General features: G+C 60.9%; 16 protein-coding genes and 1 pseudogene. 15 read left to right on the plus strand and 2 right to left on the minus strand.

Going from position 1 to position 16,446, the window contains the following annotated elements; genetic code table 11:
- Window positions 1-71 precede the first annotated feature (71 nt).
- The 5 genes and pseudogenes from VRB54_RS18110 (at window position 72) to VRB54_RS18130 (ending at window position 3,304) form a co-directional block, all read left to right on the plus strand.
- A complete protein-coding gene (locus VRB54_RS18110) occupies window positions 72-581 on the plus strand; it encodes a hypothetical protein (RefSeq protein ID WP_338478252.1) in 510 nt (169 codons plus the stop codon).
- Window positions 582-758: pseudogene (locus VRB54_RS18115) on the plus strand (HNH endonuclease); the annotation flags it as partial.
- A gap of 71 nt (window positions 759-829) precedes the next feature.
- Window positions 830-1,477 (plus strand): HAD-IB family hydrolase, encoded by a 648-nt coding sequence (locus VRB54_RS18120; RefSeq protein WP_338478253.1) that lies wholly within the window; start codon window positions 830-832, stop codon window positions 1,475-1,477.
- A gap of 385 nt (window positions 1,478-1,862) precedes the next feature.
- Window positions 1,863-2,816, plus strand: coding sequence for a hypothetical protein (locus VRB54_RS18125; protein ID WP_338478254.1), 954 nt, complete (start codon window positions 1,863-1,865; stop codon window positions 2,814-2,816).
- 107 nt (window positions 2,817-2,923) lie between these two features.
- Window positions 2,924-3,304 (plus strand): helix-turn-helix transcriptional regulator, encoded by a 381-nt coding sequence (locus tag VRB54_RS18130; protein ID WP_338478255.1) that lies wholly within the window; start codon window positions 2,924-2,926, stop codon window positions 3,302-3,304.
- 382 nt (window positions 3,305-3,686) lie between these two features.
- Here the strand turns inward: VRB54_RS18130 and VRB54_RS18135 are convergent, their stop codons facing one another.
- Window positions 3,687-4,727: an MBL fold metallo-hydrolase gene (locus VRB54_RS18135; RefSeq protein ID WP_338478256.1), complete on the minus strand. Its 1,041-nt coding sequence runs from the start codon at window positions 4,725-4,727 to the stop codon at window positions 3,687-3,689.
- Between the two features lie 121 nt (window positions 4,728-4,848).
- Between VRB54_RS18135 and VRB54_RS18140 the strand changes: the two genes are divergently transcribed.
- The 3 genes from VRB54_RS18140 (at window position 4,849) to VRB54_RS18150 (ending at window position 8,300) form a co-directional block, all read left to right on the plus strand.
- The gene (locus VRB54_RS18140) at window positions 4,849-5,487 is read left to right on the plus strand and encodes a TetR/AcrR family transcriptional regulator (protein ID WP_338478257.1); all 639 of its coding nucleotides are present in this window, start codon (window positions 4,849-4,851) and stop codon (window positions 5,485-5,487) included.
- A 177-nt stretch (window positions 5,488-5,664) separates the two neighbouring features.
- A complete protein-coding gene (locus VRB54_RS18145; RefSeq protein WP_338478258.1) occupies window positions 5,665-6,723 on the plus strand; it encodes a diguanylate cyclase in 1,059 nt (352 codons plus the stop codon).
- Window positions 6,724-6,980: 257 nt separating this feature from the next.
- Window positions 6,981-8,300 carry a PAS domain-containing methyl-accepting chemotaxis protein gene (locus VRB54_RS18150; protein WP_338478259.1) on the plus strand — a complete coding sequence of 440 codons (1,320 nt, stop codon included), beginning with the start codon at window positions 6,981-6,983 and terminating at the stop codon, window positions 8,298-8,300.
- A 124-nt stretch (window positions 8,301-8,424) separates the two neighbouring features.
- Here VRB54_RS18150 and VRB54_RS18155 read toward each other — a convergent pair whose 3' ends face one another.
- Window positions 8,425-9,312, minus strand: coding sequence for a LysR family transcriptional regulator (locus tag VRB54_RS18155; protein ID WP_338478260.1), 888 nt, complete (start codon window positions 9,310-9,312; stop codon window positions 8,425-8,427).
- An 80-nt stretch (window positions 9,313-9,392) separates the two neighbouring features.
- Between VRB54_RS18155 and VRB54_RS18160 the strand changes: the two genes are divergently transcribed.
- The 7 genes from VRB54_RS18160 (at window position 9,393) to VRB54_RS18190 (ending at window position 16,436) form a co-directional block, all read left to right on the plus strand.
- Window positions 9,393-10,100, plus strand: coding sequence for a CTP synthase C-terminal region-related (seleno)protein (locus VRB54_RS18160; RefSeq protein WP_338478261.1), 708 nt, complete (start codon window positions 9,393-9,395; stop codon window positions 10,098-10,100).
- Window positions 10,097-10,417, plus strand: coding sequence for an antibiotic biosynthesis monooxygenase (locus tag VRB54_RS18165; RefSeq protein WP_338478262.1), 321 nt, complete (start codon window positions 10,097-10,099; stop codon window positions 10,415-10,417). Before VRB54_RS18160 ends, VRB54_RS18165 begins: the two co-directional genes overlap by 4 nt.
- Before the next feature lie 177 nt (window positions 10,418-10,594).
- Entirely contained in the window at window positions 10,595-11,722 is a 1,128-nt protein-coding gene (locus VRB54_RS18170) for a glycerophosphodiester phosphodiesterase family protein (RefSeq protein WP_338478263.1), read from the plus strand.
- 89 nt (window positions 11,723-11,811) lie between these two features.
- Entirely contained in the window at window positions 11,812-12,126 is a 315-nt protein-coding gene (locus tag VRB54_RS18175; RefSeq protein ID WP_057007085.1) for a PepSY domain-containing protein, read from the plus strand.
- A gap of 169 nt (window positions 12,127-12,295) precedes the next feature.
- Complete coding sequence (locus VRB54_RS18180; protein ID WP_338478264.1) at window positions 12,296-13,468, plus strand: GAF domain-containing sensor histidine kinase; 1,173 nt, start codon at window positions 12,296-12,298, stop codon at window positions 13,466-13,468.
- A gap of 100 nt (window positions 13,469-13,568) precedes the next feature.
- Window positions 13,569-14,591, plus strand: coding sequence for a transporter (locus VRB54_RS18185; protein ID WP_057007087.1), 1,023 nt, complete (start codon window positions 13,569-13,571; stop codon window positions 14,589-14,591).
- Window positions 14,592-14,819: 228 nt separating this feature from the next.
- A complete protein-coding gene (locus VRB54_RS18190; protein WP_338478265.1) occupies window positions 14,820-16,436 on the plus strand; it encodes an inorganic phosphate transporter in 1,617 nt (538 codons plus the stop codon).
- Window positions 16,437-16,446: the final 10 nt, after the last annotated feature.

Here is a 16,446-nt window from a genome sequence, read left to right on the forward strand (position 1 = left end):
GAACCATCAAAAGAGCTGCCCATTGAGCGGCTCTTTTTTTGCAAATAGAATTTAGAAGGTCGATTCAGCAAATGGAAATGCTTTACTCCACCCTGATCATAATCACCGCAATCGGACTGGCCACCTGGATGTTTCTCGGTGGGTTTGTCTTCAGGAAACCGTTTGTCCTCTGCATCATAGGTTTTATCCTGGCCATCGCGGGTGGATACCTGTCCTATAGTTTGCAAGAAGCCGCCGCTAACGTCGAAGTAGCTAAATACTTTACCAACCTTAAGCTGGCCGCCGCGCTTGTCAGCTATACCATTGCGGCAGCCGGCGGTAGTTTGATTGCAAGCGGCATCGTGCTGAAAGCCCAACATCTAGCCAAAGCAGACAAACTTTCTGCAAAGCGTGGAGTAGGCCTTGTCGTCTACAACATTGAAAGGATCCAACAGCATGCGCAACAGCTACTGGATAACTCCACGGGGCTAACGATCGCACAGCAGAAAGAACAGCTTATCAACCTGCGCTGGCAGTTATGCGAGCAACAAGCTGCGTTGGACAAGGCGCGTGAACGACTGGAACAAATGGACTATCTATAAGGCCAGCCATTTCTTGAAGTACATCACGTCAAGCACCTCGCCCAGAAGGGTTCGGATCGCATCTCCAATGCTGTAGCCTTGTGCCCCAATTGCCATCAGCGTTGTCACCGGTCGAGCGACCGGGATGCTTTCACTGAAGCGCTTTACGCCAAAGTCGGAAGATTGGCACGGGAGTAAACTCCTGCGGTCACACCTGATGCACCTTCAAACATATTCGATAGGACCGAGGCCAACCCGTGAACCCAGACATGCTCGAAGCCGGCCCCGCTGACGCCAAAGTACTCTCTGTCTTTGACTTCGACGGCACCCTCACCCACCACGACAGTTTCGTGCCCTTTCTCAAGTTCGCTTTCGGCACGGGCGCGTTCTATGGCCGCATCGTGAAGCTGGCGGTGCCGGGGCTGCGTTTTCTGGTGCGGCAGATCAGTCGGGATGAGTTGAAGGCGCAGTTGATCCGCACCTTTATGGCCGGGGTGGAGAAGACGTGGGTGCAGCGCAAGGCCGAGGAGTATTGCCAGCGCAATTGGGCACGCTTGATGCGCCCGGCGGGTGTGTTGTCGGTGGAGCAGGAGTTGGGGTCGGGGGCGGTGGTGACGCTGTGTTCGGCGTCACCGGCGTTGGTGTTGCAGCCGTTTGCCGATCGGCTGGGGATCCGCTTGATCGGGACCGAGCTTGAGGTGGTGGACGGCGTGCTGACCGGCAAGCTCACGGGCAATAATTGCCGTTGTGAGAACAAGGTGCTGCGCCTTGAAGCAGTGTATGGAGACCTGGGGGCCTATCGGCTCAGGGCCTGGGGCGACACGCGCGGGGATCGGGAGTTGCTGGCGGCGGCGCAGGATGCGCATTTTCGGCATTTTCATGCAAAGAAGAAGCGGCGGCCGCGGTTGCCGCGTTGATGCGCGAGGTGGGGGTTGGCGGTGGACCCAGGCGATATCATCGCTGCCTCGCGGGGCTCGACAGCTCTTATCAAACACAAAATAACTTTTTGATTTAAAACCTGAAATTCCAGGCAGCCACATTCCTGTGGCGAGCAGGCTTGTCCTGCGTTGGGCTGCGCAGCAGCCCCAAAACCGTGCTCCGGGCAGCGTCAGTTACACCATGTTTCCCTTGATTGGGGGCGCTGCGCACCCCAACGCGGGGCAAGCCCGCTCGCCACATAGGCTCCAGTTTTCTGCGCGACAGCGTTAAGTCGAAGACTTGGCGGAGCCTCCCACATTTTTGCTCTGCGTCAGTCTGATAGTTGCGTAGTATCGGGCTATCCCTCTCACGGACCCGAGCCCCATGAAGTTCGATACGGCCTATAGCCTGAGTCTCGATGACAAGCTGTCGATCTACGACGTGCGAGACCTGAATTTCGACGAAACCGCCGCCTACGATTCCGACAAGGACAGCTTCCTGTGCCCCAACGATGCATGCCGGGCTGCGTTCGAGGCGGGCAATACGCTGGCCACATTCAACGCGAAAAACGTCAACTACCTGCGCACGCCTCACTTCAAGAACAGGACCGGCACCCAGCATATCGACGGCTGTCGCTATGCCAGCCTGCACAAGGCCGCGAGCGGAGAAAGCGACGACGCGCGCGAGGATAATTTCCCCTCGGAATTTGTGTTGACCCGTCGCAGCTACCCGCGCAAAACGACAGTTGCCGGCAGCGAGGGGCAGGCCTTGCCTGAGCCTGCGAACCCGTCCGCCAGCCGCGTCAGCCTGCCCGTGAGTTCAAGCGACACCACCCCGGACAAGACCAGCGTGTTCGCCCACCCGGTGGAATGTTACGTGTCGAACATCGACGACAAGGACCGGCTCAAGGCGATGCCGCTGAAGATTGGCGAGCACACCGCGACCTATTGGACTTTTTTCAAGAAGATCGAATACCTGCAGGACAACAAGGGCCTGATCTACTGGGGCAAGATCAAGGCCATCAAGGACTACACCAGCAGCTTTCGCATCGACTTCGAAAAGAAGGTGTGGCTCGACAAAAAGCCATATTCGGTCAACGTGTACCTGAGCAAAAAACTCATCGAGAACTACCGCAAGCGCACGGCGTTCCTGGAACAGATCAAAGCGGCGGCGAGCAGTGAGCAGGCGTTGTATTGCTTCTTCTACGGCGTGACGCCGGAGCTGAAACAGGTGCCGAGCAAAAAGAACCCCGAGCAGACGTTCGGGGTGTTCAGCGCGAATATCGAGAACCTGGATCATCTGATTATTCGGGAAGCGCCGGGGCTGCAGACGCTTTAAGCAGTAGCGCGTGCACACGGCACATTTGCCCAGTAGATGAACGGCGCAAACAACTGTACAAAAAACCAGTATAGTTTGCCTTCCCGTCGAATCCTGGAGAAACCCCAATGTCCTCTCTGGCAATGAGCTCGTTCGTAGACCAGCAGATCGTCCTGCACCAATTCACCGCCAAACACAGCGTACAGGCCCGTGCCATGCTGGGATGGAGCCACGAAGACCTGGCCCGCCAGGCCGGGGTTTCGGTGGTGTCGGTGCAACAGTTTGAAAGCCGCGCGCAGGTGGACGATGAGGTCCGCCTGGCGCTGGCGTTTCGGTTGGAGGCTGAAGGCCTGGTGTTCTTCCCGGGGTTTGCGCCGGGGTGGGGGATGAGTGTGCGCCGGTTTGATACCGCCGCGCCCGAGCCGGCCGCCCCAGGCATCCTCTCGAGGTTCATGGGTTCAACAGTGTCATCAATTGACTCATCAACCCCTCAACCGAATGGTGCGTAGTATCCAATCAAATAACCGTACACTTCAGCGGTTTCAACCAGCGTTCATGCCGACACGCACTGCACAGGCTGTGGTTGCTGCCATGGTAGCGCGCGGCCCAGGCCAGGAATGCCGTGCTGTCAGCATGGCGGCTGCCGCCTTCCCAGTATCTGGTCACCGTAGCGCCGCACTTCCCGCAGGCGCAGGCGGTGCAGTCGGGTTTGCGGGCAAAGGCTCTGGAATATCACTTGGGCAAAACAGAAGATCATCGCATCGCCCCAGCCACAAAGTGAGCCGGATAGCACACCCTTCATGGCCGTGCCGTGATCAGGTCGCACTCCCCTGCCGCTTGTGGCAACGCTGAAACACCGTGAAAAATCATTTTCCGAAGGTGTCCGTCGCCTCAGCTTGAGACGCGCGCCTGCGCACCTTGAGTCTCCACCTCCAGCCACCACGCGTGCCCGCGTTCCGGTTGATTCAGGCTGAACGCCTGCCCCATTGGCGGCGTGGTAATCGACACGTTGCGCTCCCAGGCCAGGGCCATGATGCGGTCGAAAGGTTCGTGCCAGGCGTGGAACGCCAGATCGAATGTGCCGTTGTGAATCGGCAGCAGCCAGCGGCCCCTGAGGTCGATGTGGGCCTGCAGGGTTTGCTCCGGTTGCATGTGCACGTGGGGCCAGTCGACGTTATAGGCGCCGGTTTCCATCAGCGTCAGGTCGAACGGGCCGTACTGCTCGCCGATGCGTTTGAAGCCGTCGAAATAGCCGGTGTCGCCACTGAAGAAAATGCGCCGCGCAGCATCGATCATCACCCACGAACACCACAGGGTCTGGTTGCTATCAAACAGCCCGCGCCCGGAAAAGTGCTGGGCGGGCGTGGCCACGAAACGAATGCCCTCCACCTCCGTCCCTTCCCACCAGTCGAGTTGTCGCACTTTGCTGGCGTCCACTCCCCATTTAACCAACGTGTCGCCCACGCCGAGCGGTGCCAGAAAGTAACGGGTCTTGTCGGCCAGTTGGATGACGGCTTTGCGGTCCAGATGATCGTAATGGTTGTGGGACAGAATCACCGCCTCCAGTGGCGGCAGCGCGGCAAGGCTGATGGGCGGCTGATGAAACCGCTTGGGCCCGGCCCAACTGAAAGGCGATGCGCGCTCGGCAAACACCGGGTCGGTGAGCCAGAACTTGCCGCGCATTTTCAGCAACACGGTGGAGTGTCCCAGGCGAAACACGCTGTGGTCGGGCGCGGCCAGCAGTTGCTCACGCGTCAAGGGTTGCACCGGGATCTCCCTCACCGGCCGTGTGTTGCGCGGTTTGTGGAACAGCATCTTCCAGAAGATGCCCAGGGTTTTGCCAAACCCGCCGTGGGGCACCCGGGTGCCGTTGCTGAACTGCCCCTGTGCCTGCTCGGCAGGCGCGGTGTCTTGGGATGAGGTGGTGGCCATTACAACAAAGCTCCTGCGAACTGCGGGAAAATTACACTGCACAGTGTAGTTTCAAGATTGCAACAAAACCCGGAGCAAGTAAACTGCCGAGTGTAATTTCTCTCGGAGCCAATCGCCCGCCATGACTGCCCCCCAACGCCTCACCGACCGCAAGCGCGAAGCCATTGTGGCGGCGGCCATTGCCGAGTTTCGCGCCAATGGGTTCGAGGTCACCAGCATGGACAGGATTGCCGCCACCGCCGGAGTCTCCAAGCGTACGGTGTACAACCACTTCCCCAGCAAAGAGGAGCTGTTCGCCGAGATCCTCCATCAACTCTGGGCCAGCAGCGTCGCGCAACTCGACGTCAGCTACGCCGGCGACCGCCCGTTGCGTGAGCAACTGCGCGGCTTGCTCGCCGCCAAGATGCAGATGATGTCGGACGCCAACTTCCTCGACCTGGCACGCGTGGCCATCGCCGCCACCATCCACTCGCCGGAGCGCGCACAGGATATGGTCAACCGCTTGAGCTCGCGCGAAGAAGGCTTTACCCAATGGGTGCGCGCGGCCCGGGACGATGGCCGGCTCAGTTGCACCGACCCGGCGTTCGCCGCGCACCAGATCCAAAGCCTGCTCAAGGCCTTCGCGTTCTGGCCGCAGATCACCCTCGGCCAACCCACCCTGGAAGCGGCCGAACAGGCCCGCGTGATCGAGTCAGCCATCGACCTGTTCCTCGCGGGCTACGAAGTGCGCCCTGCTCACCCCGCAGGCGCTATCGCATAAGCGACATCCAAGGTCGCTTTTGACGCATTCGTAAACGGGTTTGCGCAAATGGCCTCCAAGGACACTGATTATTCCTTTACGAATAACTGACAATATTCTCCGGCATTATCCGATCAACGGTTGATCCAGCGAACGCGCACCGCCGTACCTGTAAAAAATCAGCTGGGCCAGGAATTTATGGAAAACAGACGAGGCAAAGGACTTTCATTTGCCAGGCGTATCTACCAGCCAAGGATCATCGGCCTGGGTGTCGGCAGCATCAGTGTCACCGGTGCGTTATACCCGCTGGCCATGCCGGGTTGGGTGTGGGCGTTTCTGCTGTTCAACGGATTCATATGGGGGCACGCGGCGTACCAGTTGTCGACCCGTTCGCAATTTCCCTACCAGGCCGAACAACGCAACTTTCTGTACGATTCGGTGTTCGGCGGCTTCTGGGTCGCCGCCGTGCAATTCACGCCGCTGACCACCGTGACCATCCTGTCGATGATCACCATGAACAATGTCGCCGCCGGCGGCAAACGCCTGTTCCTGCGCGGCCTTCCGGCCCAGGGCGTCGGCATCGCCGTAGCATGGGCGCTGTTCGGTGTGCGCTTGAACCCCGATGTCAGCCGGCTGCAGGTCTACAGCTGCCTGCCGATGCTGACGCTCTACCCCATGGCCATCGGCATGGTCTGTTACCAATTGGCGATCAAACTGTCGGAACACAAACGCGCGCTCGGCGCCCTGAGCCGCACCGACAGCCTCACCGACCTGCTCAACCATGGCTCCTGGAAAGACCTGCTGCACCTCAAGTTCCACGAGTGCCAGCAGCAGCGCAGCCACGCCACCATTGCGCTGATCGATATCGACCACTTCAAGCAGATCAATGACACCCACGGCCACATCGTCGGCGATACGGTGCTGCGCGAGCTGAGCCTGGAACTGCGACGCAAGCTGCGGGAAAAGGACCTGGCCGGGCGTTACGGCGGCGATGAGTTCTGTGTGATTCTTCCGCAAATGCCGTTGGCTGAAGCCGCGCAGATCATGGAACGCATGCGCGAGACCTTCAGCAATTACCGTCATCCGCAGATTCCCGAATTAAGGGTCAGCCTGAGCATCGGCCTGGCGGATTTCCAGCCCTTCTTCAGCGATGCCTCGATGTGGCTGAATGCGGCGGACCGCGCGCTGTACGACGCCAAGGGCACCGGACGCAACCGGGTCAAAGTCAGCGACCAAGTGATTGCCCATTTCGCCTGAAGTCGTCGTACGACACCTCGTCAGAATCTTCTTTCATCGCGCCACGGCGACAGCATAATGCCACCATCGGTCACCTGCCCAAAAAAGGTCCTGCCCCTGGGGCGAACTAGTTGTCAGGCTGATCACTCATAAGCCCGTTCCACCTTCTGTCGGCATCAGGAAGTCGACAATGAGCACGTCCGCCGTAGGCCAAGCGCCAAACGGGGCAAGCGCCAATCCATGGATAACTCCCGACGTTGCTTGTCCGAGCACTGCACATGCTATTCAACGCCTACAAAAAAACCATCACCGCCCTGCAACACACCCTTGCCCAGCAATCCAGCCTGCTCGACGCCATCGAGCGCTCCATGGCCGTGATCGAATTCGACCTGCAAGGCACCGTGTTGCGCGCCAATGACAATTTTCTGCAAACCATGGGCTACCGCGCCGAGCAAGTCATCGGCCAGTCGCACCGCCTGTTCTGCACCCCCGAATTTGCCCGCAGCGCGCAATACAGCCAGCTGTGGACCCAACTGCGCAATGGCCAGTTTCAGTCCGGCACCGTTGAGCGGCTGAGCAGCAATGGCCAGTCGGTGTGGCTGGAAGCCAGCTACAACCCGGTGCGCGACGACGCGGGCACTGTGATCAAAGTGGTGAAGTACGCCCTGGACGTGACCCCACGCTTGCAGGCCGAAAGCGAGGCCAACGCCAAACTCGAAGCCATCGGCCGCGCCATGGCGGTGATCGAGTTCAACCTCGACGGCACCATCATCACTGCCAACGAGAATTTCCTGGCGCGCATGGGCTACAGCCTGGCGCAGATTCAGGGCAAGCATCACCGCCTGTTCTGCACGCAGGAATCAGCCAACAGCGCGGCCTATGCCGATTTCTGGAAGCGCCTTAACCAGGGCGAACTGTTCAGCGGCCAGTTCGAGCGAATCGACAAAAACGGCCAGAGCGTGTGGCTCGAGGCCAACTACAACCCGGTGTACGACGCCAGCGGGCGCCTGTGCAAAGTGGTGAAGTTCGCTTCCGACATCACCGCCCGCGTGCAACAACATGCCGCCGACGCCGCGAGTGCGGCGCAGGCGTATCACATCTCCGTCAGCACCCGCGACATCGCGGAAAAAGGCGCCGAGGTGATTCAGCAATCGGCCAGTGGCATGCGCGAAATCGCCGCAGACATCGACGGTTCGTCGCAACTGATCGCCAAACTGGGCGAGCGTTCGCAGCAGATCACCGCCATCGTCAACACCATTCGCGGGATTGCGGATCAGACCAACCTGCTGGCCCTCAACGCGGCCATCGAGGCGGCACGGGCCGGCGAACAGGGCCGCGGCTTTGCGGTGGTGGCCGATGAAGTACGGCAACTGGCGGCCCGCACCAGCGGCTCCACCACGGAAATTTCCGGCATGATCGCAATGATCCAGGAAGAGACCCGCCAGGCCATCGACAGCATGGACGGCACCCGCGACCGCGCAGCCCTCGGCGTGGACCTGGCCAACCGCGCCGGCACGGTGATCCTGCAAATTCGCCAGGGCACCAGCGAGGCGGTGCAGGCGGTGAGTGCGTTTGCCGGTGAGCGGGTCAGCAACTGAGCCTGCTTGATCTGCCAAACGGTGCCAATGCCAAATGGTGCCTAATGTGGGAGGGGGCTTGCTCCCTCCCACATTTGAACTTGCTCTCACATTGGGAATTGCTGCACATCCGAGTCCGCATACCTCAATTGGGCCTCGCTCCGGGCACGTGCTGCCCCAACTGCTCAAACAGCGTCACCACCGAACGCAACGCCCGGCAATCCGGGCGTGTCAGCAGCCACAGCGCGGTATCGTGCCCCGCCAGCGCAGGGCCCAGGGGTTGCAGTTGCGCGTCCAGTAAAAAGTCCGGCAAGGCCGCCACCCCAAGCCCGGCCCGCACCAGTTCGGTCACCGAGAGCATGCTGTTGCAGCGGTAGCTGAGGCGCACACCCGGCAGGTGTTCACGGCGCCAGGCCACGGTGGGGTGATCGGGCAGGAAATCATCCGGCGCGATCCAGTCCAGCTCGGCCAACGCGCGGCCCGCGTGCCGGCGCGCATAATCGGCGCTGGCACACACCCGATACGCCACGCTGCCCAGGTTGCGTCCTACCAGGTGCTGCGGCGGCGTCCGGGTCAGGCGCAGGGCAATGTCGGCATCGCGGCGGCTGAGGTTGGCAAAGTCATTCGACGTGCTCAGCTCCAGCGTCAGCGCCGGGTAAGCCGGCATGAACTGCGCCAGTGCCGGCAGCAGCAGGCTTTGCAGCACGGAGTCGGTGCAGGTCAGGCGCACCGTGCCGCTGATCACCTCGCCGCCCTGTTCCACTCCGATGCGCGCCGCTTCCAGGGCCTGCTCGGCACGTTCGGCCTGTTGCGCCAGGTTGCTCGCCAGGCCGGTGGGCAGGTAACCGGCGCGGCTTTTTTCAAACAGGGTCTGCCCCAGTGCCGCCTCCAGCCGCCGCACCGCGCGGAACACCGTGGACACATCCACCCGCAACAACGCCGCCGCCCGCGCCAAGCTGCCGCCGCGCACCAGCGCCAGGATAAGGGACAGGTCGGTGTAGTCAATTTGATAGTGCGTGGCTGCATTGAACATGTGGGCAAACGCCAATTTTGATTGCGTGAGCGCCAATCTATAGTGCGCATCAGGACACAACAAGCCATGGGATGCCTCTGATGAAAACCACCGCTCTGCACATTGCCCTGATCGGCGACTACAACCCGGATGTGATCGCGCACCAGGCGATCCCGCTCGCGCTGCAACAGGCCGCGCAAACCCTGGGCCTGACGGTGCACGTCAAGTGGCTCGCTACCGACACACTCACCTCCACGGCGCTGTTGCAGGGTTTCAACGGGTTCTGGTGCGTGCCCGCCAGCCCCTACCGCGACACGCAAGGCGCCTTGCGCGCGGTGCGTTTTGCCCTCGAACAGCGGCGCCCTTTCCTCGGCACCTGCGGCGGTTTTCAGCACGCAGTGCTCGAATATGCCCGCCATGTACTGGGCTGGACCGATGCCGAACACGGTGAACTGGCGCCGGATGCCCAGCGTGCGGTGATCGCGCCGCTTGGCTGCGCGTTGGTGGAGGCGATCGACACGATACGTTTGGTCCCCAACACCCGCATCGCCGATGCCTACGGCCAACTGGGTATCGAAGAAGGCTACCGCTGCCGCTATGGCATTAACCCCTCCTTCGAAAGTGCATTGCTGGAAGGCGATCTGATTGCCAGCGGCCACGACGCCGCCGGCGAGCCGCGCGCCGTCGAGCTGCTGAACCACCCGTTCTTCGTCGCTACGCTGTTCCAGCCTGAACGCGCGGCCCTCAAGGGCACCACGCCGCCCCTGGCGATGGCACTGCTCAGTGCCTGCCAGGCGCTTTCGGCATGATCGCCAACACACCCGCGCCGCCCTACTACGCGGTGATCTTCAGCTCGCTGCGCAACGAGGGGGACCAGGGTTACGGCCAGGCAGCCCTGCGCATGCTGGAACTGGCCCGCGAACAACCGGGGTTCCTGGGCGTGGAATCGGCGCGCGAGGACGGGCTGGGGATTACGGTTTCGTACTGGCGCAGCGAAGCGGCGATTCTGGCGTGGAAGCAAAACGCCGAGCACACGCAGGTACGCGAGCAAGGGCGCGCCAGCTGGTATTCGGCCTTTCATACGCGCGTGTGCAAGGTCGAAAGGTCTTACGCCTTTTCAGTCTGAAATGCATACATCTGTGGGAGGGGGCTTGCTCCCTCCCACAATTTGATCTTCACCGGGTTAAGAAAGACCATAAAACACCCCCCGCGCACGTTAATGTCGGTTTGGTGATAGCGCCGTTCACAATCACTTGTTAAAAAGGAAGCCTTCTCAAGTTACCTCCACGAAAGGACTTCGCTTATGCCTGTCACGTTTTCCAAGAGCGCTTTGCTGCTCGCACTGATGCTCGGTCTTGACCAGGCGCAGGCAGCCGACTCGATCAGCCCGGCCGAGTTGGCGACAAACGAAGGCATCCCCTACCCGGCCGTCATCGCCCACCGTGGTGCGTCCTACGATGCCCCCGAATCCACCGCTGCGGCTTATAAGGTCGCGCGCGACCTGGGCGCCGACTACCTGGAAATGGACCTGCAGCGCAGCAAGGACGGCGTGCTGTTCGCCCTGCACGACAATAACCTGCAGCGCACCACCGACGTGGCCACCAAGTTCCCCGAGCGCAAAGACGCGCCGGCCAACGAGTTCACCTGGAAAGAACTGCAAACCCTCGACGCCGGCAGCTGGTTCAACGCCGCTTACCCGGACCGCGCCCGCCCGGGCTTCGTCGGCCTGAAAATCCAGAGCCTTGACGACATCATCAAGATCGCCGAAGGCAACCCTCAGCACAAACCCGGCCTGTACATCGAGACCAAGGAGCCCAAGCAATTCCCGGGCATCGAAGCCGACCTCAAAACCAAGCTGCTGGACAAGGGCTGGCTGAGTTCCGCCGGTTCCAAGCTGGGCAAGAGCAACACTGGCGTCGGCCAGGGCAAGGGCCGCGTGGTGCTGCAAACCTTCGAGGTGTCGAGCCTCAAAGAGCTGCAAAAGGAAATGCCGAACACACCGAAGATTCTACTGCTGTGGGTGGGTGAAGGCAGCATCGAGCCGAAATCCAAACAGACCTTCGCCGAATCCGGCGAGCCGACCAAGGCCGCCTACTACGCCAAGCAAGAGCCGAAAGACGCCGCCGAGTTCGAAAAATGGGTCGATCAGGCCAAGGACCTTGGCGCCATTGGCACCGGCCCTTCGGCCGAGCTGACCCATCACGGTGACCAGAGCTACACCGACCTGGTCAAACCGGAAATGAACAAGCTGACCCACGACAAAGGCCTGCTGGTGCACGTCTACACCGTCGATGAGCCGGTGGATTTCGAAAAAGTGATGAACGCAGGCGTCGATGGCATTTTCACCAACCGCGCGGCCGAACTGCTGAAGTTCTACAAGCGCTGGCCGTCGTCCAGCGTGCAGGACCTGCTCAACGACTATAAATACTGAGGCATTGGTGTCAGTGCGCCATTAAGGATGAATTAAGTTGCGCTGGTTAATCTGGCGCCACTTAAACAGTTCACCCAAGAGGACACACCATGAAAACTTTGACTGCCCTGTTCGCTGCCACCGCCCTGACCCTGACCGCCGGTCTGGCTCAGGCGGATGTTCGTCCGGATCACATTGAAGGCCTGGTCAAGTCGGGCGCCGTGATGCCTTTCGACAAGCTCAACGCAGCAGCGGTGGCAACTCACCCTGGGGCTTCGATCACCGACACTGAGCTGGACACCAAACATGGCGTCGCCAACCAGTATGTCTACGAAGTGGACCTGACCGACACCACCGGCAAGCGCTTTGAAGTAAAGCTCGACGCCAAGACCGGTGCGGTATTGGAAAACAAGCAAGACACTTGAGTTGAATCCTTGAAAAACCGCGCCACCTTCGTGTGGCGCGGTTTTTTTATGGGCGCAGGAAAATTCCTACTTTATTGAATGAAATTACCCCTACTAGACCCAAGGTCGTTAAAATCCCCCGCATCGGGCAGGGAACCACGCCCCTCACGCTGCGCACAGAGGCTGCTGCATGGAACAAAAAGCTGCCGACATCGCTACCATTGGCCGGATCAGCGCCGTGCCCGCGATGCTTCAGGTCATCAGCGACATGACCGGCCTGCGCTTTGCTGCAGTGGCCAGAGTCACCGACGACACCTGGACCGCCTGCGCCGTGCTCGACCACCTGGAGTTCGGCCTCGGGGTCGGCGGCGAGCTGGACCTGACCACCACCATCTGCCACGAAATCCGCGGCTCCCATGTGTCCGTGGTGATCGACAAGGCCAGCGAAGACCCGCTTTATCAAGACCACCACACGCCGCGTATCTACCAGTTTGAAAGCTATATTTCAGTGCCGGTGTTCCGCACCGACGGGCGTTTTTTCGGCACCATCTGCGCCCTCGACCCCAACCCTGCCAACCTGCGCAGCAGCACGATCCAATCCACCATGGAATCGTTCGCGCGGGTGCTGTCGCTGCAGATCGAAGCCGAAGAAACACTGCAACATACCGAAGCGCAACTGCACGAAGAACGTGGCACCGCAGAGCTGCGCGAGCAGTTTATCGCGGTGCTGGGCCATGACCTGCGCAACCCCTTGTTCGCCATCAACTTCAGCGCCGAACGCCTGCTGCGCAAGCATTCATCGCCCGCCACCGACCCGCTGGTGCGGCACATTCTCACCAGCGGCCGGCGTGCCGCACAGTTGGTCGAGGACGTGCTGGATTTCGCCCGTGGCCGCATGGGCAGCGGCATTCCGCTGCACCTGAGCGATTGCGAAGGGTTGCAAAGCGCCCTGCAACACGTGGTATCCGAAGTGCAGAGCGTGCACGCCACGCGGGTGATTCGCGCCGATATCGGCGACCTGCGTGGCGTCCACGGCGACCGCGAACGCCTGGCGCAGTTACTGTCGAACCTGGTGGCCAACGCCATCCATCACGGGCGCCATGAGGGACCGGTGGAGGTCACGGCGAAGGTCGAGCATGGTTTGTTCACGCTCACGGTAAAAAATTCCGGGCAGATCAGCCGGCAGGCCTTGCCTCGCCTGTTCGAGCCCTACGCGCGCCCCGTCACCGACACCCCGCAAGCAGGCCTGGGCCTGGGTTTGTATATCGTCAAGCAGATTGCCGACGCCCACGGCGGGGATCTGGAGGTATCGACCTGCGAGCATTCGGGGACGTGCTTCACCTTCATGCTGACGACGCGCTGAGCAAGTTTTCAAAGCGTCACAAAATCGTCATCCAGCCTTGCAATGATTCGCGCATGCGAACCTGTGAAACGTCCTACAGGCGCTTTCCCTGCGAGACTCCATGAACCACAGCATTGACCACAGCCACCAGGATCCCGATCTGTTTGGCCTGCTTTACGGTTTCCGTTTTCGCCCCGGTGAAAAGGGCGAACAGATCGATTCCGCCACCGCTCTCCAGGCCCTGCAACAACCGGCCGACCCGGACGAGTTTTTGTGGCTGCACCTGAACCTGGCCCACGCCGCGTGCGAACGCTGGATGCAGGCGCACCTGGACTTGCCCGAGGAGTTCTTCGAAGCCCTGCACGAAGGCTCGCGCTCCACGCGTATCGAACATGTGGACTCGGCCTTGCTGGCGGTGGTCAACGACGTGGTGTTCAACTTCAGCAGCCTGGTGTCGTCAGACATTTCCACCTTGTGGGTATGCGCCCGCAGCCGCCTGCTGGTGAGCGCGCGCCTGCAACCGTTGCATTCGGTGGACAAGTTGCGTTCCTCGGTGAAGGCCGGTGAGGGCTTTCGCTCGCCGCTGGCGCTGCTGGTGCATTTGCTGCGCGACCAGGGCGAAGTGCTGACGCAGATCGTGCGCAAGACCAGCATCAGCGTCGACCATATCGAAGACCAGTTGCTGTCCTCGCAACTGGCCACCAACCGCGCCGAACTCGGTGCCGCGCGCCGCGTGCTGGTGCGACTGCAACGCCTGCTGGCGCTGGAACCGGGCTCGCTGCTGCGCCTGCTCAACCGCCCGCCGCAATGGCTGCAAAAGGAAGACGTGAAGGAGTTGCGCAAATCCACCGAGGAGTTCGCGCTGATCATCAATGACCTCACGGCCCTGGGCGAACGCATCAAGTTGTTGCAGGAAGAAATCGCCGCCAATCTCAACGAGCAGAGCAACCGCACGTTGTTCACCCTGACCGTGGTCACAGTGCTGGCGTTGCCGATCAACATCATCGCCGGTTTCTTCGGCATGAACGTGGGCGGCGTACCGCTCTCCCAGGACCCGGAAGGCTTCTGGATCCTGGTGGCGCTGGTGGCCACCTTCACCTTGATCGCCGGGCGATGGGCTTTTCGCAAACGCAAGGACTACTGATTGCAATGCAATCAACTGTGGGAGGGGCTTGCTCCCGATAGCGGTGGGTCAGTGACACATAAGTGCCTGACCCACCGCTATCGGGAGCAAGCCCCTCCCACATGGGTTTGGCGGTGAGTTCTGGACAAGTGGCAATTTCATTCGCAGGAACACTGACCTGTTGCAGTATCTCTGTAACATTTTGTAATGATCATGGGCGACATCCTTCCTCACACAGGATGCTCCGGCATGGCCACCCCTTCAATGACTGCCTCCACCACCGCTTCACACACCGACCCCAAGCCCCGACTGGACAAAAAACCCGGCCTGATCACCGTGATCATGTTCTTCGCCGTGCTTGCCATGGGCCTGTTGTTCACCGCCTACAGCCTGATGCACGACATGAAGGAAATGGGCGCCGTTGTCACCACCTGGACGCCGTTCCTGCTGCTGGGTGTGGCGTTGTTGATTGCGCTGGGTTTCGAGTTCGTCAACGGCTTCCACGACACCGCCAACGCGGTTGCGACGGTGATTTACACCAACTCGCTGCCGCCGCACTTTGCGGTGGTGTGGTCGGGGTTCTTCAACTTTCTCGGCGTGTTGCTTTCCAGCGGCGCGGTGGCGTTCGGCATCATCGCCCTGTTGCCGGTCGAGCTGATTCTGCAGGTGGGTTCCTCGGCCGGTTTTGCGATGATCTTCGCCCTGCTGATCGCGGCGATCCTGTGGAACCTCGGCACCTGGTGGCTGGGTTTGCCGGCCTCCTCTTCCCACACCCTGATCGGCTCGATCATCGGCGTCGGCGTGGCGAATGCCTTGATGCACGGGCGTGACGGCACCAGCGGCGTGGATTGGGGCCAGGCGATCAAGATCGGTTATGCGCTGTTGCTTTCGCCATTGATCGGCTTCGGCTTTGCCGCGCTGCTGTTGCTGGCCCTGCGCGCTTTCGTCAAGAATCGCGCGCTGTACAAGGCGCCCAAGGGCGACGCCCCGCCGCCGTGGTGGATTCGCGGCATGCTGATCGTCACCTGCACCGGCGTGTCGTTTGCCCACGGCTCCAACGACGGGCAAAAGGGCATGGGCTTGATCATGTTGATCCTGGTCGGCACCCTGCCGATGGCCTATGCCCTCAACCGCGCCATGCCCGCCGAGCAGTCGTTGCAGTTCGCGGCAGTGGCCGAGGTGACCCAAGTGGCGCTGGTGAAAAGCGCACCGCAGCCATTGCTCGCAGACCCGCGCCCGATCCTCTCCACCTACGTGCGCACCAAGGAGGCCACGGCGGAGCTGGTGCCGGCGCTGGCCGCCCTCACCGGCCACATCGGTGACGAAGTAAAAGGCTACGGCTCCCTCGCCAAAGTTCCCGCCGAAGCGGTAGGCAACGTGCGTAACGACATGTACCTGACCAGCGAAACCATTCGCCTGATGGACAAGGACAAGGTCGGCAACTTCGATGCCGACACCCAGGACAAGCTGCAACTGTTCAAACAGCAACTCGACAACTCCACCCGCTTTATTCCGCTGTGGGTAAAAATCGCCGTGGCCATCGCGCTGGGGCTGGGCACCATGGTTGGCTGGAAGCGCATCGTGGTGACGGTGGGCGAAAAGATCGGCAAGACCCACCTGACTTACGCCCAGGGCGCATCGGCGGAAATGGTCGCGATGCTGACCATCGGCGCGGCGGATATGTATGGATTGCCGGTGTCGACCACCCACGTGTTGTCATCGGGCGTGGCGGGCACGATGGTGGCCAATGGCGGGGGGTTACAGATGCGCACCATCCGTAACCTGCTGATGGCGTGGGTGCTGACCTTACCGGCGGCGATTCTGCTGTCGGGCAGCCTGTACTGGCTGTTCACCCAACTGTTCTGACCCGACGCTG

Origin of the sequence: Pseudomonas trivialis (genome assembly GCF_036864995.1) — a bacterium.
In the GTDB taxonomy this organism is placed as follows: domain Bacteria; phylum Pseudomonadota; class Gammaproteobacteria; order Pseudomonadales; family Pseudomonadaceae; genus Aquipseudomonas; species Aquipseudomonas trivialis.

Bases quoted from the DNA above. Each gene is read 5' to 3' on its own strand.
- VRB54_RS18110 (WP_338478252.1), top strand. From the start codon at position 72: ATGGAAATGCTTTACTCCACCCTGATCATAATCACCGCAATCGGACTG.
- VRB54_RS18120 (WP_338478253.1), top strand. From the start codon at position 830: ATGCTCGAAGCCGGCCCCGCTGACGCCAAAGTACTCTCTGTCTTTGAC.
- VRB54_RS18125 (WP_338478254.1), top strand. From the start codon at position 1,863: ATGAAGTTCGATACGGCCTATAGCCTGAGTCTCGATGACAAGCTGTCG.
- VRB54_RS18130 (WP_338478255.1), top strand. From the start codon at position 2,924: ATGTCCTCTCTGGCAATGAGCTCGTTCGTAGACCAGCAGATCGTCCTG.
- VRB54_RS18135 (WP_338478256.1), bottom strand. From the start codon at position 4,727: ATGGCCACCACCTCATCCCAAGACACCGCGCCTGCCGAGCAGGCACAG.
- VRB54_RS18140 (WP_338478257.1), top strand. From the start codon at position 4,849: ATGACTGCCCCCCAACGCCTCACCGACCGCAAGCGCGAAGCCATTGTG.
- VRB54_RS18145 (WP_338478258.1), top strand. From the start codon at position 5,665: ATGGAAAACAGACGAGGCAAAGGACTTTCATTTGCCAGGCGTATCTAC.
- VRB54_RS18150 (WP_338478259.1), top strand. From the start codon at position 6,981: ATGCTATTCAACGCCTACAAAAAAACCATCACCGCCCTGCAACACACC.
- VRB54_RS18155 (WP_338478260.1), bottom strand. From the start codon at position 9,312: ATGTTCAATGCAGCCACGCACTATCAAATTGACTACACCGACCTGTCC.
- VRB54_RS18160 (WP_338478261.1), top strand. From the start codon at position 9,393: ATGAAAACCACCGCTCTGCACATTGCCCTGATCGGCGACTACAACCCG.
- VRB54_RS18165 (WP_338478262.1), top strand. From the start codon at position 10,097: ATGATCGCCAACACACCCGCGCCGCCCTACTACGCGGTGATCTTCAGC.
- VRB54_RS18170 (WP_338478263.1), top strand. From the start codon at position 10,595: ATGCCTGTCACGTTTTCCAAGAGCGCTTTGCTGCTCGCACTGATGCTC.
- VRB54_RS18175 (WP_057007085.1), top strand. From the start codon at position 11,812: ATGAAAACTTTGACTGCCCTGTTCGCTGCCACCGCCCTGACCCTGACC.
- VRB54_RS18180 (WP_338478264.1), top strand. From the start codon at position 12,296: ATGGAACAAAAAGCTGCCGACATCGCTACCATTGGCCGGATCAGCGCC.
- VRB54_RS18185 (WP_057007087.1), top strand. From the start codon at position 13,569: ATGAACCACAGCATTGACCACAGCCACCAGGATCCCGATCTGTTTGGC.
- VRB54_RS18190 (WP_338478265.1), top strand. From the start codon at position 14,820: ATGGCCACCCCTTCAATGACTGCCTCCACCACCGCTTCACACACCGAC.